The 21796-nt window shown below is 74.3% G+C and carries 17 protein-coding genes; 9 read left to right on the forward strand and 8 right to left on the reverse strand.

Translation table 11 applies throughout. The features are described from left to right. The first annotated feature begins 2 nt into the window (after nt 1–2). The 8 genes from DEJ50_RS22110 to DEJ50_RS22145 all read left to right on the forward strand — a co-directional run bounded on the left by DEJ50_RS22110 (nt 3) and on the right by DEJ50_RS22145 (nt 9497). Nucleotides 3–1826: a GTPase gene (locus DEJ50_RS22110; protein WP_150209682.1), complete on the forward strand. Its 1824-nt coding sequence runs from the start codon at nt 3–5 to the stop codon at nt 1824–1826. Between the two features lie 101 nt (nt 1827–1927). Continuing rightward, nucleotides 1928–2329 (forward strand): single-stranded DNA-binding protein, encoded by a 402-nt coding sequence (locus DEJ50_RS22115; protein ID WP_150209683.1) that lies wholly within the window; start codon nt 1928–1930, stop codon nt 2327–2329. Between the two features lie 68 nt (nt 2330–2397). Beyond that, the gene (locus DEJ50_RS22120) at nt 2398–3654 is read left to right on the forward strand and encodes a thioester domain-containing protein (RefSeq protein WP_150209685.1); all 1257 of its coding nucleotides are present in this window, start codon (nt 2398–2400) and stop codon (nt 3652–3654) included. 106 nt (nt 3655–3760) lie between these two features. Further along, nucleotides 3761–5266 carry a bifunctional phosphatase PAP2/diacylglycerol kinase family protein gene (locus DEJ50_RS22125; RefSeq protein ID WP_150209686.1) on the forward strand — a complete coding sequence of 502 codons (1506 nt, stop codon included), beginning with the start codon at nt 3761–3763 and terminating at the stop codon, nt 5264–5266. A gap of 97 nt (nt 5267–5363) precedes the next feature. Continuing rightward, a complete protein-coding gene (locus tag DEJ50_RS22130) occupies nt 5364–6551 on the forward strand; it encodes an ALF repeat-containing protein (RefSeq protein WP_150209687.1) in 1188 nt (395 codons plus the stop codon). A gap of 149 nt (nt 6552–6700) precedes the next feature. Further along, on the forward strand, nt 6701–8365 hold the full coding sequence (gene ettA / locus DEJ50_RS22135) for an energy-dependent translational throttle protein EttA (protein ID WP_150209688.1): 1665 nt from the start codon (nt 6701–6703) through the stop codon (nt 8363–8365). A gap of 2 nt (nt 8366–8367) precedes the next feature. Continuing rightward, nucleotides 8368–8799, forward strand: a complete 432-nt coding sequence (locus tag DEJ50_RS22140) for an acyl-CoA thioesterase (protein ID WP_150209689.1) — start codon at nt 8368–8370, stop codon at nt 8797–8799. Further along, on the forward strand, nt 8796–9497 hold the full coding sequence (locus DEJ50_RS22145) for a hypothetical protein (protein WP_150209690.1): 702 nt from the start codon (nt 8796–8798) through the stop codon (nt 9495–9497). The genes DEJ50_RS22140 and DEJ50_RS22145 overlap by 4 nt, the downstream gene beginning before the upstream one ends. A 20-nt stretch (nt 9498–9517) precedes the next feature. Here DEJ50_RS22145 and DEJ50_RS22150 read toward each other — a convergent pair whose 3' ends face one another. Continuing rightward, entirely contained in the window at nt 9518–9922 is a 405-nt protein-coding gene (locus DEJ50_RS22150; protein WP_150209691.1) for a globin, read from the reverse strand. An 85-nt stretch (nt 9923–10007) separates the two neighbouring features. Between DEJ50_RS22150 and DEJ50_RS22155 the strand changes: the two genes are divergently transcribed. Then, nucleotides 10008–11021: a methyltransferase domain-containing protein gene (locus tag DEJ50_RS22155; RefSeq protein WP_150209692.1), complete on the forward strand. Its 1014-nt coding sequence runs from the start codon at nt 10008–10010 to the stop codon at nt 11019–11021. 9 nt (nt 11022–11030) lie between these two features. Here the strand turns inward: DEJ50_RS22155 and DEJ50_RS22160 are convergent, their stop codons facing one another. The 7 genes from DEJ50_RS22160 to DEJ50_RS22190 all read right to left on the reverse strand — a co-directional run bounded on the left by DEJ50_RS22160 (nt 11031) and on the right by DEJ50_RS22190 (nt 21610). Next, complete coding sequence (locus tag DEJ50_RS22160; protein WP_150209693.1) at nt 11031–11939, reverse strand: FHA domain-containing protein; 909 nt, start codon at nt 11937–11939, stop codon at nt 11031–11033. 44 nt (nt 11940–11983) lie between these two features. Continuing rightward, the gene (locus DEJ50_RS22165; protein ID WP_150209694.1) at nt 11984–13306 is read right to left on the reverse strand and encodes a vWA domain-containing protein; all 1323 of its coding nucleotides are present in this window, start codon (nt 13304–13306) and stop codon (nt 11984–11986) included. 19 nt (nt 13307–13325) lie between these two features. Then, entirely contained in the window at nt 13326–14939 is a 1614-nt protein-coding gene (locus DEJ50_RS22170) for a PP2C family serine/threonine-protein phosphatase (RefSeq protein WP_150209695.1), read from the reverse strand. Nucleotides 14940–14942: 3 nt separating this feature from the next. Then, complete coding sequence (locus DEJ50_RS22175; protein WP_150209696.1) at nt 14943–17924, reverse strand: serine/threonine-protein kinase; 2982 nt, start codon at nt 17922–17924, stop codon at nt 14943–14945. Continuing rightward, entirely contained in the window at nt 17921–19168 is a 1248-nt protein-coding gene (locus tag DEJ50_RS22180; RefSeq protein ID WP_150212287.1) for a hypothetical protein, read from the reverse strand. The genes DEJ50_RS22175 and DEJ50_RS22180 overlap by 4 nt, the downstream gene beginning before the upstream one ends. Before the next feature lie 26 nt (nt 19169–19194). Beyond that, nucleotides 19195–20133: a glutamate ABC transporter substrate-binding protein gene (locus DEJ50_RS22185; RefSeq protein WP_223838153.1), complete on the reverse strand. Its 939-nt coding sequence runs from the start codon at nt 20131–20133 to the stop codon at nt 19195–19197. Between the two features lie 118 nt (nt 20134–20251). Next, nucleotides 20252–21610 (reverse strand): hypothetical protein, encoded by a 1359-nt coding sequence (locus DEJ50_RS22190; RefSeq protein WP_150212288.1) that lies wholly within the window; start codon nt 21608–21610, stop codon nt 20252–20254. Nucleotides 21611–21796 lie beyond the last annotated feature (186 nt).

Below are 21796 nucleotides of genomic sequence, written 5' to 3' on the forward strand. Positions count from 1 at the left end.
AGGTGACCGCCCTCACCGAGAACACCGACGACCGCTGGGACGACCGCTGGGACGACGGGCTCATCGCCCGCCGGCTCGCCGAGGACGAGGAGGAGGACGACGGCACCGACGAGGCGCTCGTCCGTGCCGTCTCCGGGGCCGGCGGCGACGGCGGCAAGGCCCCCGGCCCGCCGCCCCTCAGCCCCGAGGGGCTGGCCCTGCGGGCCCGTCTCGACGCCCTGCGCCAGCTGGTCGGCCTCTCCCGCACCCGGCTCGACGGCAAGACGCTCGCCGAGGCCGGTCGGGTGCTCGACGAGGCCGCCGCCCGGCGCGGACTCTCCCCCCAGCACACCGTGGTCGCCATCGCCGGAGCCACCGGAAGCGGAAAGTCCACGCTCTTCAATTCACTCGCAGGAGTGCAGATCTCGGAGACCGGACTGCGCCGCCCGACCACCGCCGCGCCGATCGCATGCAGTTGGACCGACGGCGCGGCCGGGCTGCTGGACCGGCTGGAGATCCCCGGCCGGCTGCGCCGCCGCCCGCGCGACACCGCGGACGCCGGCCTCCTCCAGGGACTGGTCCTGGTCGACCTGCCCGACCTGGACTCCGCGGTCGGCGCCCACCGCGAGCACGTGGACCGGGTGCTGGCCCTGGTCGACGCCGTGGTGTGGGTGGTCGACCCGGAGAAGTACGCCGACGCCGTCCTCCACGAGCGCTACCTGAGGCCGCTCGCCGGGCACGCCGAGATCACCTTCGTGGTCCTCAACCAGGTCGACCGGCTGCCCGGCGAGGCCGCCGACCTGGTCCTCGACGACCTGCGCAGACTCCTCGACGAGGACGGCATCGCCCTCGGCGAACACGGCGAACCCGGGGCCACCGTGCTCGGACTGTCCGCCCTCACCGGCGAAGGCGTGGGGGAGCTCCGCGAACTGCTGGGACAGTTCACCCAGGAACGCGGCGCCGCCACCCGGCGGATCTCCGCCGACGTCGACCGGGCCGCCCACCGGCTGCGCACGCTGTACGTCGCGGACGGGCACGGCGGTCCGGAGATCGGCGAGGCCGCCCGGACCGAGTTCGAGGACCGGCTCGCCGAGGCGGTCGGCGCGTACGCGGCCGGGCTCGCCGCCGAACGGGCCTGGCGGCGCAACGCCGGCAAGGCCTGCGGAACCCCCTGGCTGCGGCTGTGGCGCTGGTACGAGAGCCGGCGCGCCCCGCACCGGCTCAGCGGCCTGGCCGCGCTGGCCGCACTCGGCGGCCGTACGTACGGCGGCGAACCGGAACCGCCGCGGGAGGAAGAGGTCACCGCGCGGCAGCGGGTGGAGCAGGCGGTGCGGACGGTGGCCGACGAGGCCGCCGCCGGACTGCCCGAACCATGGGCGCAGGCGGTACGGGAGACCGCCGTCCGGGGTGCCGAGCGGATGCCGGAGGCGCTGGACGAGCTGGCGGTGACGGTGGGCGTGCCCACCGGGAAGCCGCCACGGCCGGCCTGGTGGCCGGCCGCCGTCCTGGGCCAGGCGGCCATGACCCTGGTGCAGATCTTCGGCGGGCTGTGGCTGGTCGGGCAGATCGCCGGGGTGCTGGAACCGGGCCTGCTGCTGCCCGTCCTGCTGATGGTGGCCGGGATCGTGGGCGGGCCGCTGGTCGAGTGGACCTGCTCGATGGCGGCCCGCGGACCCGCCCGCCGGTACGGGCAGGACGCCGAACGCCGGCTCCGGCAGGCGGCGGCCGGCTGCGGGCGGGCCAGGGTGCTGGAGCCGGTCGCGGCCGAACTGCTGCGGTACCGCGAGGTGCGGGAGCAGTACGCGGTGGTGGCAGGGGGGAACCGGTTGTCCACAACCCGTCAGTAATCCACAGGGGGGAGCGGGGTGGGGGCGGGTGGGCGGAGCATGAAGTCCGGAGCGGGTGCCGTGGCCGTGCGGCCCGCGAGGACGGGGAGGGGGCGACCGGGATGAACGAGACCCTGGTGACACTGGTGGGGCATGTGGCGACGCAGATTGACTACCGGGAGACGCCGAATGGGGCATCGGCGAGATTCCGCTTCGCCGTGACCCCGCGGTTCCGGGACCGGCAGACACAGGCCTGGACGGACGGGCCGACCAGTTTCTTCACGGTGTGGGCGCGGCGCTCCCTGGCCGCCAATCTGGCGGGTTCGGTGGCGGTCGGCGAACCCCTGGTAGTGCACGGCCGGCTGCGGGTCCGGGACGGGGAGCGGGAGGGCCGGAAGTGGTTCTCCGCCGATATCGAGGCGGTGGCCGTCGGACACGACCTCACACGCGGCACCGCGGCGTTCCGCCGGGTCGTCAAAGTCGAGTCGATACTGACGGATTCTCAGAAGGCGGCGGTGGTCTAGGTGTTCGAGACCGCTAGGATTCCCCGGTACTCACGGGCGCCAGGGTCTTTGGCCCAAAGGGGAAGACTGTGTCCATTGCCGTTCCCGCTCATTCCGGTTCCACCGATCGTTCCGGTTCCACCGGTGTCACCGGCAGAACCGCTTCCACCGGCACGACTGTTTCCACGGGCGGAGGCGGCGGCGGGGTCCGGAGACCGCTGGCCGTTGCCCTGCTGGCCGCGGCCCTCGCCGCCGCGCCCGGCACCGCGGCGGCCACCGAGACCGAGCGGCCGGGGTCCCGGCCGCCGGAAGGCGCGAGCGCCGTGCTCGACGGGCTGAAGACCTACGGGCAGGCGGTGCTGCGCGGCACGGACGGGGCGGTCCGCCACATTCCGGCCGGGCTGTACGAGATGCGGGTCGACGGCGGCGGGATGCTGCAGACCTACGGGGTGGGGCTGGCCGGCTTCGCCCAGCCCGAGGAGCGGTACACCGAGACACCGTGGAGCGGCAGCCCGCTCGGCGGAAACGGCGAGGCCGGCCGGATCCGCTGGGTGCTGGAGCACTCCTACCCCCAGCTGAACGACCTCGCCGGGCTCGCCGAGGCCGCCGGCGCCGGCGCGCTCACCGCGGAGAGCGCAGCCGCCGGCACCCAGGTGGCGATCTGGCGGCTCACCGAGGGGGCGAGCGTGGAGGCGGCCGACCCGGCGGCGGAGAAGCTGGCCGACTACCTCCAGCAGGCCTCCGTGCTGCTCCCGGAGCCGCCCGCCTCGCTCAGCCTGGAGCCCGCCGAGGTGTCCGGGGCGGCGGGCAGCCGGCTCGGGCCCGTCACCGTCCGCACCCGCGCGCAGAGCGTGACGGTCACCCCGGACCCGGCGGCGCAGCGGATGGGGGTGCGGGTGCTGGATGCCGAGGGCCGGCCGGTGACGACCGCGGCCAACGGCACCCGGCTCTATTTCGAGGTGCCCGCGGGCACCCCCGACGGCACCGCTTCGGTGACCGTCCAGGGCGCCACCAAGGTCCCGGTCGGGAGGGTCTTCACCAGCGGCGGGCACAGCCAGGCGCAGATCGTGGCGGGCTCCAGCGCCTCCGCCGCCACCGCCCGGGCCGATGCGGTCTGGCCGGCGCCTGCGCCCGGGAACCTGGCCGCGCAGGGAGCACCGGGTGCGGCGATCGGGGTGCCGGTCGCCGCGGCGATGGTGGACGAGAAGGAGACGGAGGACCGTCTGGCGGCCAGCGGCAGCTCCGCGGCCACCCCGGTGATCGCCTCCCTGGCCGTCGGTCTGGTGGTCCTCGGCGGGGTGGTGGTCCTGATGCTGCGCAAGCGGCCACTGGACGAGGAGGAGTAGCGGGGAGGGCGGCCCCGGGGGCCGTCTCGGGCCCATCCGGCGGACCGGACGGGGGAGGACGGGCGGCGGAGGGGGTTCAAACGAAGATCCGGGGTAGGGGACCGGGATGGAACAGGATGCGCGAGTGGCGGGAACCCACGGCGGGCCGGTGACCTGGCGGGGCGGGGTGGCGCGGTGGGACCGGGGTCTCTTCGATGCCGTGGCCCGGCGGCACTGGCCGGGGGGCGACCGGGTGCTGCCACGGCTGAGCAGGGCCGCGGACCACGGGCTGCTGTGGGGCGGGGTCGCCGCAGGACTGGTGGTGTTCGGGTCCGCCGGGGTGCGGCGGGCGGCGCTGCACGGGGCCGCCTCCCTGGCGCTGGCCTCGGCCACGGTCAACACGGTCGGCAAATGGACGGTACGGCGGGCCCGGCCGCTGACCGAAGGGGTGCCGGCGGTCCGGCAGCCGGCCCGGCAGCCCTGGACCACGTCGTTCCCGTCCGGGCACTCCGCCTCCGCGTTCGCCTTCCTCACCGGCCTGGCCTCGGCGGCGCCCGGCTGGGGTGCGGTGATCGCTCCGCTGGCCGTGTCCGTGGCCTTCTCCCGGGTCTACACCGGGGTGCACTACCCGACGGATGTGCTGGCCGGGGCTGCGCTCGGGGTCGGGGCCGGGCTGGTCGTACGGCGTCTCGCGGCCGAGGCGGAGCGGGCGCGGACCACCCCGGGTGACGAGAGCCCGGCCCCGGCGCCGGCGCTGCCCGGCGGCGCCGGGCTCACCGTCGTCGTCAACACCGGGTCCGGTACGGCGGACCCGGCCGCGCTGGACCTCCTCGCCTCGGAGCTGCCGGCCGCCGAGGTGGTCGAGTGCTCGGGCGAGGAGCTGACCGGGGTACTGGCGGACGCCGCGGGCCGGTGCGCCGCCCTCGGCGTCCTCGGGGGCGACGGCACCGTCAATGCGGCGGCCACGGCCGCACTGCACGCCGGGGTGCCGCTGGCCGTGTTTCCCGGCGGGACCCTGAACCACTTCGCCCAGGACCTCGGGCTCGGCGGGCTCGAGGACACCTGCCGGGCCGTGGCCGGCGGGCATGCCGTGCGGGTGGGGGTCGGCCGGTTCACCCCGGAGCCGGCCGGCTCAGCCGGGCCCGGGTACTTCCTGAACACCTTCAGCCTGGGCGCCTACCCGGAGCTGCTGGGCCGGCGGCTGCGCTGGGCCCCGAGGATCGGCGGCGGCCCCGCCGCCCTGCTGGCGGCCGTACACGTGCTGCGCTCGCAGCGCCCGGTCCGGCTGCGGCTGGCCGGCCGGGCCCGCTCGGTCTGGCTGCTCTTCGCCGGCAACGGCACGTACCACGGCACCGGTCCCACCCCGCGCCGCCGGCTCAGCCTGGCCGAGTCCGAGCTGGACGTGCGCCTGGTCCACGGAGGCGGCCATCCCGGCATCCGGCTGCTCACCGCCGCTCTGACCGGCCCGCTGAGCCGGTCCCCGGTGCATGTCGCGACCCGCCTGCGCACCCTGCACATCGCCGGTATCCCGCCCGGCACGCCACTCGCCTTCGACGGGGAGTACGACGTCGCACCCCCGGCCCTGATTCTGGACAAACTTCCCCAAGCCCTGACCGTCTACCGACCGGAGTGATCAATTCCGATAAAAACCGGGCAAGAGAGGCTGTTTTCGCAGGTTAGGGTGTCGAGAAAATGATCAAATGCAGCCTCTTTACGAGTAGGTGCTCTCTGTGAAGTTGTCCCGGATCGCCGCCGCGGTCACCACGGCCGCCATTGCTCCGGCCGTGCTCCTGTCCTCCCCGGCGTTCGCCACCGACGCCCCGGGCGCCGGTACCGGCACCACCCCGGCCGCGCCGACCGCTCCCGACACGGACCCCGAGGCCCAGTCCAAGGCGGACCGCGAGGAGATCGAGCGGATCATCGCCGACCCGATGAGCAGCGCGTACATGCGCGAGGCCGCCCGCAAGGCCATCGCCGACGGTCCCGCCGCGATGCGCAAGTTCGTGGAGACCGACCAGCACCACATCCGCCTCGACGACTACCGGGTCCTGATCACCCGCCTCCTGCACAACGCCGGTCCCAGCCTGAAGAAGGGGATCAACGAGATCCTCGACAAGGACAAGCACACCCTGGCGGATCTGCGCACGTTCTACAACGTCACCCAGCACGAGCTGCGCGACGTGGACAACCAGGTCGAGATCTCCAAGCTCATCCATGCCGGTGGCCCGGGCGTGAAGGAGGCCGGCAAGAAGGCGCTCAAGGGCACGCCCGCCGACCGGACCGCCTTCCTCGAGACCGGGTTCCGCCTGGCCCGGGCCCAGGACGACAGGGTCGAGGTCTTCCGGGTGCTCAGCACCGCGGGCCCGGTGCTGAAGGAGGGGATCTACCAGCTCCTCGACGGCAACCCGACCCCGGAGCAGCTGCGCACGTTCCTGGAGTCCACCCAGCACCAGCTGCGTGACCAGGACAACCGCGTCAAGATCGCCCAGATCATCGACGGTGCCGGTCCGGAGCTGCTCAAGGCCGGCCGTGCCGCACTGGACGGCACCCCCGCCGACCGGACCGCCTTCCTCGAGAAGGGCCAGCACGAGGCCCGCGCCAAGGACAAGAAGGCGCAGGAGGAGAAGGACAGGACGGAGCAGGGCAAGGACCAGGGCGGCCAGGGCCAGGGCAAGGACGGCCAGGGCCAGAACCAGGGCAACGGCTCGGGCTCCGGCACCGGCACGGGCGGCAACGGGACGGGTACCGGCACCGGCACCGGCAACAACACCGCTCCCCAGGGCGGCAGCGGCTCCCTCGCCACCACCGGCGCCGACTCCTCCACCACCATGATCGCCGGAGGCGCCGGCACCGCCCTCGCCGCGGGCGCCGGCCTGCTGCTCGCGGCCCGTATGCGCCGCACGGCCGGCCAGCGCTGACCCGCTGACCCCTGGATCCGGTGCCCCGGCGCGGGCGGCGCTCCCCGGCCCCGGGAGCACCGCCCGCGCCATACGGGTTTCCCCCGCGGGGTGGACGTCAGGCAAGATGGGGTGTATCTGCCCATCATCGATCTGCCGGACGGTTTCTCTTGGCTGAGTTCATCTACACCATGCGCAAGGCGCGCAAGGCGCACGGCGACAAGGTGATCCTCGACGACGTGTTCCTGAACTTCCTGCCGGGAGCGAAGATCGGCGTGGTCGGCCCGAACGGTGCCGGTAAGTCGACCGTCCTCAAGATCATGGCGGGTCTGGAGCAGCCGTCCAACGGTGACGCCTACCTGTCGCCCGGCTACTCCGTCGGCATCCTCATGCAGGAGCCCAAGCTCGACGAGTCCAAGACGGTCCTGGAGAACGTCGAGGACGGCGTCGGCGAGATCAAGGGCAAGCTCAACCGGTTCAACGCGATCGCCGAGGAGATGGCGACGAACTACACCGATGAGCTGATGGAGGAGATGGGCAAGCTCCAGGAGGACCTGGACCACGCCAACGCCTGGGACCTGGACGCCCAGCTGGAGCAGGCCATGGACGCGCTGGGCTGCCCGCCCGGCGACTGGCCGGTCACCACCCTCTCCGGTGGTGAGAAGCGCCGCGTGGCCCTCTGCAAGCTGCTGCTGGAGGCCCCCGACCTGCTGCTCCTCGACGAGCCCACCAACCACCTCGACGCCGAGTCGGTGAACTGGCTGGAGCAGCACCTGGCCCAGTACAAGGGCGCCGTCGTGGCCGTCACCCACGACCGGTACTTCCTCGACAACGTCGCCGAGTGGATCCTCGAGCTCGACCGCGGCCGTGCCCACCCCTACGAGGGCAACTACTCCACCTACCTGGAGAAGAAGGCCGAGCGCCTCAAGGTCGAGGGCAAGAAGGACGAGAAGCGCGCCAAGCGCCTCAAGGAAGAGCTGGAGTGGGTCCGCTCCAACGCCAAGGGCCGGCAGGCCAAGTCCAAGGCGCGTCTGGCCCGCTACGAGGAGATGGCCGCCGAGGCCGAGAAGATGCGGAAGCTGGACTTCGAGGAGATCCAGATCCCGCCGGGCCCGCGCCTGGGCTCGATCGTCGTCGAGGTCAACAACCTCTCCAAGGCCTTCGGCGAGAAGGTCCTGATCGACGACCTGTCCTTCACCCTGCCGCGCAACGGCATCGTCGGCATCATCGGTCCGAACGGCGCCGGCAAGACCACGCTGTTCAAGATGATCCAGGGCATGGAGACGCCGGACTCCGGCGAGATCAAGGTCGGCGAGACCGTCAAGATCTCCTACGTCGACCAGGGCCGCGCCAACATCGACCCCAAGAAGACCCTCTGGGCGGTCGTCTCGGACGAGCTGGACTACATCAACGTCGGCCAGGTCGAGATGCCCTCCCGCGCCTATGTCTCGGCGTTCGGCTTCAAGGGCCCGGACCAGCAGAAGCCGGCCGGCGTGCTCTCCGGCGGTGAGCGCAACCGCCTGAACCTCGCGCTCACCCTCAAGCAGGGCGGCAACCTGCTCCTCCTCGACGAGCCCACCAACGACCTCGACGTCGAGACCCTGTCCTCCCTGGAGAACGCGCTGCTCGACTTCCCCGGCTGCGCCGTGGTCGTCTCGCACGACCGCTGGTTCCTCGACCGGGTCGCCACGCACATCCTGGCGTACGAGGGCGAGTCGAAGTGGTTCTGGTTCGAGGGCAACTTCGAGTCCTACGAGAAGAACAAGGTCGAGCGCCTCGGCCCGGACGCCACCCGTCCGCACCGGGCGACCTACAAGAAGCTCACGCGAGGCTGAGCGTGGCCCGTCACATCTACCGCTGCCCGTTGCGCTGGTCGGACATGGACGCCTTCGGCCACGTCAACAACGTGGTCTTCCTCCGCTACCTGGAGGAGGCGCGCATCGACTTCATGTTCCGGCTGGCGCCGGGCAACGGCTCCCAGTCGTTCCAGGGCGGGTCCGTCGTGGCCCGTCACGAGATCGACTACAAGCGCCCGCTGGTGCACCGGCACGAGCCGGTCACCATCGAGTCGTGGGTGACGAAGATAGGTGCGGCCTCGCTGACCATCGCCTACGAGGTCAAGGACGAGGACACCGTGTACGTGCGGGCGTCCACCGTCGTCGTGCCCTTCGACCTGGAGACCCAGCGACCGCGGCGGATCACCGAGGAGGAGCGCTACTTCCTCGAGAAGTACGTCGACGATTCGGCCGGACCGGCGCGCGCCGCATGACCGACCGGCTGCGCTTCGCCGATTCCGGGGAGGCGGCGGACCTCGCCGCCTTCCTGGGCCGGCTCGTGCACTACGACCGCGCCGCCGCGGTCCGCCTGCAGGCAGGCGGCGGCGCGCTCGCCGTGTTCGGCCGGCCGCCCTCCTTCGAGGTGCTGGCCATCCGCACCGCCCGGCTGGCCGAGCCCGCCGAGCTGGACCGCACGGTGTCCGCCGGCGAGCTGCTGGAGTCGGTGGACGAGTCCGCCGGCACCGCCGTGGTGCCCGCCGCCGTCACCGGGCCGCCCTGGGCCGGTGTGCTGCCGCCCCGCGGCGGCTGGCGGGAGGTACCGGGGCTGCCCGCCCCCGAGGCGATACGCCAGGCCGTGGGCGCCGCCGTGGCCGAATTCCGGGCCCGGGACGAGGCACTGCCCGACCCGCACCGCACCCGCGCCGAGCGGGACCGCATCGGGCGCGAGATCTGGTCCCGGACCCTGGGCGACACCGAGCTTCCGCTGCGTGCCGTGCACGCCGCACAGTCCCTCGGCTTCCTGCGGCCGATACGGCTCACCGTGCCCGGCCCGGCCCCCGCGCCCGGCGCCCCCGCCCCGGTGGCGCTGCTGGCCTCCGGGAGCTGGCTGCGGCTGCGCACCCCGTACGGGTCCATCGCCCTCCGGCGACCGGGCGGCGGCCTGGGCGCCCTCCAGGTCCGCCCCGTCTGAGGTCCGGGCCCCGCCCCCTGCTAACCCGCCGTGTTGATCATCGATGCGGCTGCGTACGTCAGGTACTTCCACAGCTGCGCCTCGTGCTCCGGGGCCAGCTCCAGCTCGTCCACCGCAACCCGCATGTGCCGCAGCCACGCGTCGTGCGCGGCCTGGTCCACCTGGAACGGCGCGTGCCGCATCCGCAGCCGGGGGTGGCCCCGGTGGTTGCTGTAGGTGGTCGGCCCGCCCCAGTACTGCATCAGGAACAGCGCGAACCGCTCCTCGGCCGGACCCAGATCCTCCTCCGGGTACATCGGACGCAGCAACGGGTCTTCCGCGACCCCCTGGTAGAACCGGTGCACCAGGCGGCGGAAGGTCTCCTCGCCGCCCACCTGCTCGTAAAAGGTCTGCTCCTGAAGCGTGCCCCGCGGAATCTCATTCACCCGCCCATGGTCTCAGACGCCCGGACGGAGGACCCGGGTCCTAGGACCGCTCGCATCCCGGGCCCGGGCGCAGGAGAGTGGAGGCATGGGCGCCCACCAGGTGCACGCCGGGCACGGTGCGGGGCACGGTGCCGGACACAGTGCCCAGCACGGCGTGGAGCCGGAGATTGCGCATGCCGCGCAGCTGCGGGAGCTGACCGCGGCCGGGGTGCTCGATGATCCTGCCTGGCGGGCGGCGTTCGCCGCGGTTCCCCGGCACCTGTTCGTCCCGTACTTCTTCACCGGCCGCGGCGCCGGGCACGAGCGGCTGTGGTGCGAGGACCCCGACCCGGCCCAGCGGGCCCGCTGGCTGCGCGGGGTGTACGCGGACACCCCGCTGGCGACCCGGCTGCGCGACGGCGGGCTGGTCTCCTCCAGCAGCCAGCCCTCGCTGATGGCCAAGATGCTGGACGCCCTCCAGGTCCGCGACGGCGACCGGGTGCTGGAGATCGGCGCCGGCAGCGGCTACAACGCCGCCCTGCTCTGCCACCGCCTCGGCGACGAGCAGGTCACCACCGTGGACCTGGACGAGGAGATCACCGAGTCCGCGCGACGGCATCTGGACCTGCTCGGCTACCACCCCGCCGTGATCACCGGCGACGGCGCGCGCGGGGCCCCGGCCCGCGCCCCCTTCGACCGGATCATCGTGACCTGCACCCTGCCGCAGATCCCGCCCGCCTGGCTGGGCCAGTGCCGGCCGGGCGCACGCATCCTGGCGCCGCTGTCCACCGGACTGATCGCGCTGCGGGTCCGGGACGCCCACTTCGCCGAGGGCCGCTTCCTGCACACCTCGGCATACTTCGTGCCGCTGCGCGGAGCGGAGGCCGCACCGCCGGAGATCGCGGGCGGGCTGCCGTACGAACTGCTGGAGAACGAGCGCTTCCAGTTCATGCTGCTGCTCACGGCGGGGGCCCTGCACCCGCGGGAGGCGCTGGACCTGTGGCGCACCGAGGGCCGGCCGGCCCGGGAGCGGTTCGGGGTGACCGTCAGCGGCACCGGCCAGTGGTCCTGGCTGGACGATCCCCAGGGGCCGTACGTCTGGCCCCTGGGGGAGGGCTGAGGACCGGGCTCAGCCCCGGCGGACCGTGATGGTGGTCCAGGCGCCGACGTGGACCCGGTCGCCGTCGTTCAGCGGGACCGGTACGTACGGCTGGATGGGCTCCTCGCCGCCGTTGATGGTGGTGCCGTTGGTCGAGTTCTGGTCCACCACCGCCCAGCTGCCGTCGGGCTGCTGGACCAGGACGGCGTGCTGGTGCGAGACGCCCGGGTCCTCCGGCGGCACCGACAGGTCGATGTCCGGGGACTCACCGGTGGAGGCGCGGCGGCGGCCGATGGTGATCTGGCCGCCGGACAGCGGAAGGTGCTGCTCCGGCGAGTAGGCGGGCAGGTTCAGACCGGCCGCCTCGGGGCCGCTGCGCTGCATCATCGCCATGAAGTACGAGCGGTCCGGGCCGATGGTGGCGGACCAGCCGGTGCCCTGCGGCCGGTGGTGCTGCTCCTGCTGCACCGGCTCCTGCTGCTGGTAGTGCGGCTGGGCGCCGGGCGGCGCCGTCGGGGCCGGCTGGGCGGGCGGCGGGAGCAGCCAGTCGTCCCCGCCGGCCAGCGGCTCGGCCGGCCGGTTGACCCGGGAGGGCCGGGAGCCCTGGTAGTCGTACGGGGCCTGGGCGTACGACGCGGGGCCCGGGCCGGGGGCCGGTGCCGGGGGAGCGGGCTGCACGGGCGCCGGGGGCGCGTACGAAGTGGGGTTGCCGGTCAGGAAGTTGTACCGGCACTCCTCGCAGAACGGGGCCATGGCCTCGCGCGGGGTCCGGCACTGCGGGCAGAGTTCCGCCTGGGCGGTCGCGTCCGCGCCGACCGGCGGGTAGCCGTATCCGTAGGAGGGCGCCGCGGGCGCGCCCGCGGGGGCGGCCATGCGGTGGCCGCAGACCTCGCACCAGTCGTCGGAGACCGATTGGTGCCCGTTCGGGCAGGTCGGCATCGGGCCCGTCCCCCTTCTCCCCGCCCCACAACGGCAGGTCCTCGTCAGGTCTTCTTCACTCGTACGGTCTGGGTGGAACGCGTTTCGAGGGTCATCTCATCCGCATCCGCGACCTTTGCTTTCAGCCGCACAGTACCGGCAGCGGCATCCACGACGTCGACCACCTTCGCCAGCAGTTTGGCAGTGTCTTCGTTCCCGGACGCACTCGCCAGTTGGACGGCTCGGCCCAGCTTGGCCGTGGCCCCACCGATATCACCCGTTTTGCGGGCTTCCAGTCCCTGCTGGATGGCCTGGGCCAGCTCGGCCTGGCCGGTGTAGTGGGCCACTTGCGGGTTGAGCGCGGTGGACGCGGCCAGATCGTCCGTCCAGACGGCCCGGACCAGTCCCTGAGCGAGCACGGAGGGTGCCGCCCCGGACGGACCGGGCACCACCAGCGAGGCCCGGGCGGCCAGCATCTCCTGGCCGACGGCGGCCTGCGGGACCCGGACGCACACGTGGTACTCGCGGGACTCGTCGCCCCAGGAGCCGGTCGGGTAGTCGCCGGCCCGCGGGCCGGCTCCGGTGCGGCGGTCCGTCAGGTCGAGGACGCTGGGGGCGACCTGCTTGACGTACTGGATCTCCGCGCCGACCGGGGTCCACAGGCGCAGGGCGACGTCCGCCACCTCTTTGCCCATGGTCTTCTCCATCATCCGGCGGAAGTCCTCGGCGAGGTGGGCCGGGTCGGCGACGATGTCGGCGGTGCCCAGGAGCGCTCCGGCGATCCCGGTCACCTCTTTCACCTCCCAGTCGGTGCCGACCCCGCGGGCATCGCAGGTGAACCGGCCGGCACAGGCCTCCAGGGTGGCGCGCAGCCGCTCCGGCTCCTCGTGCTCGTTGCGGCCGTCGGTGAGCAGGATGCCGTGCCGGATGGCGGCGGAGCTGCCCCGGAACAGGCCGTCGGCGAGCCGCAGCCAGGTGCCGATGGCGGTGCCGCCGCCGGGTTCCAGGTGCCGCAGGGCCTCCTTGGCTCGGTCCCGGGTGGCCGGGTCGGCGACCGCGAGGCGGCCCTGGCCGGGGTAGACCTCCCTGGCCACATGGGTGCCGGCGATGACCGCGAAGGGGGTGCCGTCGCGGAGGGTGTCCACGGCGGCGGCGGTGGCCTGCCGGGCGCCTTCCATCTTGGACGGCGGGTACTGCATGGACCCCGAGCAGTCGACCATGATCACCACGGCGGCGGAGCCGGGCAGTGCCGCCTGGGTGGCGGTGGCCCCGCCGGTGGCGGTGACGGACACGATGGCGTGCACGTCCCGCCCGCCCACGGGCAGGAACTCGTTCTGGTAGACCTCGGCGGTGAACCGGGGGGCGCTCGGCTTGGCGAAGTTCGCCACGGGACGGTCTCCTTGCGGATCAGGCCTGCGGAGTGGCGGACGGGGGCTCGGCGACCTGCTCGCCCGGCGGTACGGCGAACGGGACCACCGCCACGGTCACGTTGTCGTGGCCGCCGCCGTCGAGGGCGTGCCCGACCAGCACCTGCGCGCTGTGCAGCGGACGCGAGGAGGCGTCCACGGGCAGCACGGCGGCCATCTCGGCGGCCGACTCGGCGTAGTTCCACAATCCGTCGGTGCACACCACCACCACGCCCGGATGGTCCGGCCGGAAGGTCTTGGTGTGCGGTTCCAGTTCGTACGCATCGGCACCGAGCCAGCCGGTGATGGCGTGGGCGCGTACGTCGGCATAGGCCTCGGCCTCGCCCATCAGGCCGGCGGCGACCATCTGGGCGGCCCAGGAGTCGTCCTCGGTCAGCCGGTGGGCGAGCGCGGCGCGGTCGTCGGGCACCCAGTAGGCCCGGCTGTCGCCGACCCAGCCGACGGTCAGCAGACCGCCGCTGATCACGGCGCCGACCAGGGTGCAGGCGGGTGCGTTCTGGGCGCCGGGCACCTCCGGGGCCAGCGCGTTGACGGCGTTCGCCGCGGCCAGGATGGCCGAGTGCATGGCCTCCTGGGGGTGGGCGCCGCGCGGGAGCACGTCCAGCAGGGCCTCGTTGGCGGCGGCTGCCGCGGCGGCGGAGGCGTCGTCGGGGCGGCTGGCGGAGGAGACGCCGTCGCAGACGATCGCGATGGTGGCGGCGGAGCCGTCGGGCAGCGCGGTCGCGGAGACCGCGAAGGAGTCCTCGTTGCGGTGGTGCCGCAGGCCGCGGTCGCTGACGGCCGCGACACTGCCGAGCTCCTCCTCGACATGGTCCCGCTCGCGGGGCTGGGCGTGCCCGCAGTTCTCGCAGTAGCCGTCGGTGTCGACCCGGCCGGCCCGGCAGGCCACGCAGGTCTTGCCGCCGGGCGCGGGCGCGGGCGCAGGCGCGGGTGCCGCTGCGGGCGCCGGTGCCTCGGCCGGGGCGGGTGCGGGGGCCGGAGCGGGGGCCGCCGGTGCCTCGGGGGCGTCGGGGTGCCCGGCGTAGGGGTCGTGGGGGTCCTGCGGGCCGGGGACGGCTCCGCCGCCGTACGGTCCGGGTCCGCCCGGGGTGCTGTGCTGCGCGGCGGCCCCGTACGGGTCCCCGGCTGGGCCGTCGTAGCGGGTGGGGCGGTGCTCGCCCCAGCCGTCCGGGGCGGGGGCCGCCGCCGGTGTGCCCGTCCAGCCGGCCGGATCGCCGACCAGGGTCGGCGCGGCACCGGACACGCTGCCCCAACCGGGCGCGGGCAGGCCGGGGTCGGGAGCCGGAGCCGATGCCTGGGCCTGTGCCTGAGCTTGCCCCTGTGCCTGCCCCTGCGGCTGGGCGGCCTCGGCCGAGCCGTAGCCACCCGCCGGGCCGTACCCGCCCGCGGCGGATGCCGACGGACCGTACCCCTCCGGAGCCGGAGCCGGAGCCGGAGCCGCAGGCGGTGGCGCGGACACGGCCAGGGTGGGGCGGTCGACCTGCGGTGGTGGCGGCGAGGACAGGTCGTGTCCGCAGCGGCCACAGAAGAGGTCACCCTCCTCCAGCGGTTCCGCGCAGCTGGGGCAGCCCGAGGGCTGTTGCATCCGCTCCATCACTCACACCCACGTCCGGGGACGGAAACGGTTGGCCCGTTCCACCAGTTCGATCCGCTCCTCGCCCCGCTGCGCCAGCCGGGCCAGGACGCGGTAGGAGCGTTCCAGGCCGAAGCGCAGCCCCCGCTCGTCGAGTTGACTGCCGAGCAGCGAGGTCCGGCCGGGGTCCGCACCCCGGCTACCCGACAGTACCCAGTCCAGGGCCGAGCCCAGAACCTCGGTCGTCAGCCGCTCGTGCCGCTCCGGGCTCAGGCCGAACCGCCGCAGCGCCTCGACCTGCCCGGCAGCGGCCGACAGGTCGGCCAGGAGGGGCTCCGCCGGGGACCGTTCGCGCAGACGTGCCCGTACCGCCGCGACCCGGGCCGCGGTGTAGTGGATCGAGGATTCCGGTACGGATTCCAGCGTGCCCACCGCCCCGGCCCGGTCCCCGGTGGCCAACTGCACCCGGGCCAGCCCGAACGCGGCGCTGACGAAGCCGGGGTCGGTGATCCAGACCAGCCGGTAGTACTCGGCGGCGTTGTCCAGCTGGCCCAGGATCTCGGCGCACAGCCCGAGGGCCAGCTTGGGGGCCGGCTCGCCCGGGAAGGCGTCGTAGACCGCGTCGAAGGAGAGCGCCGCGGCCTCGTTGTCGCCGGTGGCCAGCGAGGCGATGCCGCGCGCCCAGACCACCCGCCAGTCGTCCGGGTACCGGGCCTCCAGCTCGGCCAGGGCCGGGCCGGCCGCGGCCGGCTCACCGAGCTCCAGCCGGGCCCGCAGCTCGCGGAGCCGCAGTTCGGCGGAGTCGGCGGGCGCGGAACCCAGCGCGCCGAGCAGGTCGGCGGGCGCGGAGGCCAGCAGGCCGGCGAGGAAACCGGCGTTGGGGTCGGCGGAGTCCACCAGCGGTACCGGCAGTGCGAGGGCGGTGCCGTGCGCATCCAGCGCGGTGAGCCAGGCGGGGGCGGGGGCCGCCTCGGCCGGCCGCGGCCCGGGCACCACCACCCGGGCGGCCCCGGCCGGCGCCACGGCGGGCGCGGGCTGCGGCCCCGGCCCGCCCGCCACATGCGTAACGGCCGTCCCGACCCCGCCGGGCCCGGACGCCCCGGCCGCGTGTCCCGGGACGGGCGCCCCGCCGGGTCCGTAGCCGGGGCCCGCCCCGGGGCCGGCCTGCGGCAGCCCGCTGCCGGCCGCCGGCCCCGGGCCGGGCACCGGAACTCCGGTTCCCGGTGTGCCGGGCCATGTGCCTGTGCCTGCCTGTGGCGGCCGAACCCCGGCGTACGGCGGCATTGCCGGCCCTGCCGGGCCGGACGCGGACGCGCCGGTCAGCCCGGGGGCCGCCCCCGGCCCTGCCGGGGACACCGGCCCCGCCTGTGGCGGTACCGCGCTGCCGGCCGCCGGGCCGTGGCTCTGCCCGGCAGGCACGGGCGGGGCGGCCTGGGCCGGCAGTGGGCCGAGCGGGGCCCGGCCGGCCCGGCGGGCGCGGCCGGACACGGCGCGGGCGCCCAGCCGGGACACCGTACGGTCCGGGGCGTCCGCGAACAGCAGGGTGTCCGGCACCCGGAGCTCCGGGCCGAAGAGGGTGGACAGATGGGGCCGCGGACGGCCGCTCTGGAGCGCCACGACCTCCCGCAGCACCCCGGTCAGCTGGTCCGCCATCTCCTGCGCGGAGGCGAACCGCCGGTCCGGGTCCGGGTCGGTGGCCCGGACGAGCAGCCGGTAGAAGGACTCGTAGCGGCGGAACACCTCGATGTGCTCCGGGTCCGGCAGGGAGTCCGCGAACACGTTCGTGTAGCCCTGGAAGTCGAAGGTGAGGACCGCGAGCGTGCGGGCCACTGTGTACAGGTCGGAGGCCACCGAGGGCCCGACCTCCGCCACCTCCGGCGCCTGGTAGCCGACCGTGCCGTAGATGGCCGACTCCTCGTCGTCCATCCGCCGCACCGCGCCCATGTCGATCAGCTTCAGCTGGTCGGCCTGCTGGATGGCGTTGTCCACCTTGAAGTCGCAGTACAGCAGGTTGCGGCTGTGCAGATGGCCCAGCGCCTCCAGCGCCTCGATGCCGTACGCGCAGGCCTGTTCCACCGGCAGCGGATCGCGCCGGCCGTCCGGCCGCCGCCGCTCGTTCGCGATCTCCTTGAGCGATTTGCCGCCCACGTACTCCATCACTATGTACCCGTCCAGCGAGCCGGTCCGCTGGTCCAGGTGCTCGACGAAGTTGTAGATCCGCACGATGTTGGAGTGCTCGATCTCCGCCAGGAACCGCCGCTCCGAGATCGCCGCCGCCATGGCGTCGTGGTCCCCGGTGTCCAGCAGGCCCTTCAGCACCACCCACCGGTCGGACACGGCCCGGTCCACCGCGAGGTACACCCAGCCCAGGCCGCCGTGCGCCAGGCAGCCCGCCACCTCGTACTGGCCGCGCACCACGTCGCCGCCGCGCAGCTTCGGCACGAAGGAGTACGGGTGGCCGCACTTGGTGCAGAAGCCCTCCGTCCGGCCCGGCCGGTCACCGCGCGAACGCCCCACCGGAGCGCCGCAGTCCGAGCGTGAGCAGAACCGCTTCCGCTCCGGCACCTCGGGGTTCTCCAGCACCGCCGTCGAAGGGTCCGGACGCGGCACCTCCGGTACGGCCACCAGCCCGGCCCCCAGCCGGTTCCGCCCGGAGGAGGAAGCGGCCGAGCCCGAACTGCGCACCGACACCGAGCGGGTGGACCCGGTCCCGGACAGCGCCCGCGACAGCCGCCCCGACACCGACCGCCGCGAGGAGGCGGACCGGGAGGACCGCGAGGACCGCGCCGAGGCGCGCGAGGACGAGGCCGAGCGCGCCGACGGCCCCGACCGGTCGGATCCGCCCCCGCGCGCCGCGCTCGTCATCCCGGTCGGCGGCGACACCAGCTCCGAGGCCGCCGCCTCCGGCGCCAGCCCGCAGGTGTCGCAGTACAGCTCCCCGCCGCCCATGTCCTCGTACGCCCCGGGGCAGTCGGGGCGCCGGCACGGTGTCCCGGCCAGGCTCATCTGGTGTCCTCTCTCGGCGTCAGGGCCTCGGCCGCCGCCTGCTGGTAGCGCAGGACGGCCTGTTCGGCCACCCGCAGGTCGCAGGGTGCGCTCCACAGCATCCGCCGTGCCGCGTCGTACCGCTCGGTCAGCAGCGGGTCCTCGGCCAGCCCGTGCCGGGCCACCTTCGCCCGGTACGCGTCCAGCCGGCCGCGCAGCTCCGCCCGCACCGCCAGCGGCGCGGTCACCGCCGTCAACGACTCCCGGGCCCGGCGCAGTTCGTCCTCGGCCCGCTCCTCCAGCGATTCCAGCAGCGGGGACAGCCGGTGCCAGCGGCCGTTCCGGCGGTGGTCGGCGGCTGCCGCCAGCTGCTCCTGCAGGGCGGTGGGCGGGCCGCTGACCGCCGGGACCTCCGAGGCGGCGATCTTCGCCAGCACCTCGCCGCGCGCCGTCCGCGCCTCCGCCAGGGTCCGGTCCGCCCGGGAGAGCACGTCCCGCAGGGCGATCAGCCGCGCCTCCGCGTCCTGCCGCACGTCCAGGACGGCCTCGACCTCCCGCCGTACGTCCTCCAGCGCGAGGGCCGCCCGGTCGTACCGGGTGGTGTCCGGACGGCCCCGCTCCCGCCAGCCGGCCGGTGCCGAAGCGCCCGGTGCGGGCGTCCAGAAGGCCAGCGGGTCGGCGATCACCTCGGCGCGCAGCGCCGTCAGTTCCACGGTGATCTCCTCCAGGTCGTCGCCGGAGGGGTGCTCACCCGGCCGTACGCCCACCGAGTGGGCCAGCGAACGGGTCCGGTGGAGTTCCGCGGCGAGCAGGTCGATCCGGGCGGGCAGCGCCGACCACACCGTGTCGGCCGCCACCACCACGTCCAGCGAGCCCGCGTACAGCTCGTTCATCCGGGCCACCAGCTCCGCCAGCGACAGCCGTTCCGCGAGCCGGTCGCCGTCCACCGCGCCGCCCGCGATCAGCACCCCCGGGCCGCGCAGCCGCTCGGTGAGCTCGACCAGCTCCTCCCGGCCCGGCCAGCGGCGCCGCTCCCGGATCTCCCGGGCAGCCGCCAGCGCCCCGCTGTAGGCGTCGAAGTACGTCCACAGCCGGGTGATCGCCGCGTCCGCCGCCGCCCAGCGCTCCTTGGTCAGGCCGGTCAGCTCGGCCCCCTCCAGGAGCCGCCGTCCGGCATGGTCCTGGAGTGCCAGCAGCGAGGTCTCCACGGCCTCGTGCTCCGCGGCCAGCCGGGCCAGCGCACGGTCGACCTCGTCCCGGTCCATCACCGCCTCCGTTCCGGTCACCCCGCTCAGTCCCGGTACTTCGGTGCCGGCGGTGCCCCGATGCCCCGCAGATCATCCTTCAGGTGCCGCTCGTACGATGTCATCCAGGGACTGTTCCCGCCGCCCGCCCGGTAGTTCTCCAGCACTTTGTTGACGCGCCGCACCAGGTCGGTGGCGTCCTTGTTCATCGCCACCCCGTAGAACTCCTTGGTGAACGGGGTGCCCACCAGTTCCACCGAGGGGTCCTGGGCGGCCTGGCCTGCCGCGAGCGCATTGTCGGTGACGATCCCGTCGACCTGGCCGAGCTGGAGCCGCACCAGGCAGTCCAGCTGGTTGGGCACGAGCACCGGCACGGAGCCGTACGACTCCTTCTTCAGCGCGGCCTCCCCCGTGGACCCGGCGGCGGTGCAGATCCGCCGGCCCTTGAGGGTGGTGTCGTACCCGGTGATGCCCGACTTCCGGGGGGCCAGCACCTGCTGCCCGGCCTCGAAGTACGCCGTGGAGAACGCGACCTCCTCCAGCCGCTTGCAGTTGATGGTCATGGTCCGCACCACCACGTCCACCCGGCCCTCCTTCAGGGCCGGGATGCGCTGGCTGGTGGGAATGGCCCGGTAGATCACCGCGTCCGGGTTGCCGAGGATGTCCTGGGCGATGGCCCGCACCAGGTCGATGTCGAAGCCGGTCAGCTGACCGGTGGCCGGATCCCGGTACCCCCACCGGAAGCTGTTCTGGTCCACGCCCGCGACCAGCTTCCCGGCCGACTTGATCCGCTGGATGGCCGCGCCGTCCAGGCCGTTGGGGCGCAGGCTCGCCTCCGGGTCCCGGCAGGTGTCCGAACCCGGCAGCGCCGGGGACACCACGGGCACCCGGGCCGACTGCCGGGCGGGCGGCGCGCCGGTGCCGGGCGCGCCGTGGGCCAGCGGCAGCAGCACGACCGCGGCCGTCACGGCGCAGGCCCCGGCCATCGCCGTCACCCCGCCCCAGCCGCGCAGCCGGTTCCGGCGCCCGGCCGGGCCCGCCCCGCCGTCGCCTCCGGCACCGTCTCCGGTACCGCTCCCGTACCGCCTCACGCGCATCCGCATCTCACCTGTACTCCGAAAGCCTGCGCCCGATACCGAGCAGCGCCGCCGCCGCGCCCACGGCCGCCAGGGCCGCCGCGCCCGTCACCAGTCCGCCCAGCGCGGCCAGGCCGCCCCCGGCCGCGTCGGTGAACTCCTGCTGCTCATGGGCCACCGCCTGTTCCAGGACGGCGTCCACGGTGTCGAAGGAGGCCCCGCTGCTCGTCTTGTCCCAGGACACCCCGTTCTTGTCGAGGCCGCCGATGACCTGGGGCTGTGCGAGCTCGTAGTCGCCCTTCACATCGCTCTCGCGGGCCGCCGCGTGCCGCTGCTGCCACTGCTTCACCCCGTCCGAGGCCTGCTCGACCGGGGTGCGGCCCTGCCCGTCGTCGGCCAGTTCCAGGGCCGCCGCCAGACCCGCGGTCAGATCCTCCATGTTCCGCGCGTAGTCCACGTCGTACTTGTCGGACTTGCCGTCCTCGGCCAGGACCGCGCCCCGCGAGACCAGGGTCAGGTTTTCGTTGGCCCGCGCCTGAAGCGAGGCGATCCGGGCGTCGTTGAGCACCTTCAGCGACTCCTGGCCCTGCGCCCGCGCCTCGTCCAGCCCGGACCGGGCCATGGTGTGCCCCAGCGCCAGCCACAGCAGCACCACCGTGGTGGCCGCCGTCGCGGCCAGCAGCCCGTGGTTGAACACCCGGTTGGTGTGCCGGTAGTTGCGCCGCTGGGCCCACACCAGGGCCGCGATCACCAGCACGCCCGTACCGAGCGAGGCCAGCGGCCAGGACCGGGCCGCGTCGTGGTCCGCGTACAGCCGGCGGGTCTCCGCCTCGTACAGCCGCTGGGCGGCGGGCAGCAGCAGACTGCTCATCTGTTCGTTGGCGTACCGCAGATAGGCGCCGCCGAGCGGCAGGCCCTGCCGGTTGGTGGCCCGGGCCTGCTCGATCAGCCCGGTGTAGCGCGGCAACTGCTCGCCGAGCAGGGCGATCTCCCGCCGGGACTCGGCGCTGGCGCCGGTGTGCGCAGCCGCCTTCACCAGCAGCCGGGAGGCGTTGGCGATGTCCTTCTCGTACCGCTCGCGGACCGCCCGCGGTTCCTGCCCGCCGGCCAGGAAGCCGCCGGCCGAGGTGGTGTCGGCGTCGGCGAGGGAGCGGTAGATGCTGGCGGCGTCCGCGCTCAGCGGCTGGCTGCGGTGCACCACGTCGTCCGCGGCGGCCCTGCGGTCGGTGATCTGCCAGGCCGTCACCGCGCCGAAGGCCACGACCAGCAGGGCCAGTACGGCGCCGATGATCCGCAGCCGCCCGGGCTCGGTGGTCGCGGCCCCGCGGAGCTGCTCCACGCCCTCCGCCCACGCGGTGCGCCGGCGCGGCGGAGGAGCGGCGGGCACGGCCGTGCCGCCCTCCGGCGCGGGCGCGCTGGTGATCGTGGCCACCTGACCTCCCCCTGGTCGCAGGACTGCTGTCGTCGCAGCAGTATGGCCGTACGGACGGCCGCGCACAGCACCAGGTGGCGGATCTTGCGTGATTCGCCCGCCGTCCCTGCCCGCCGGCCCTGTCGTTCATCCCACTGTCGT

Source organism: Streptomyces venezuelae (assembly GCF_008642295.1).
In the GTDB taxonomy this organism is placed as follows: Bacteria; Actinomycetota; Actinomycetes; order Streptomycetales; family Streptomycetaceae; genus Streptomyces; species Streptomyces venezuelae_C.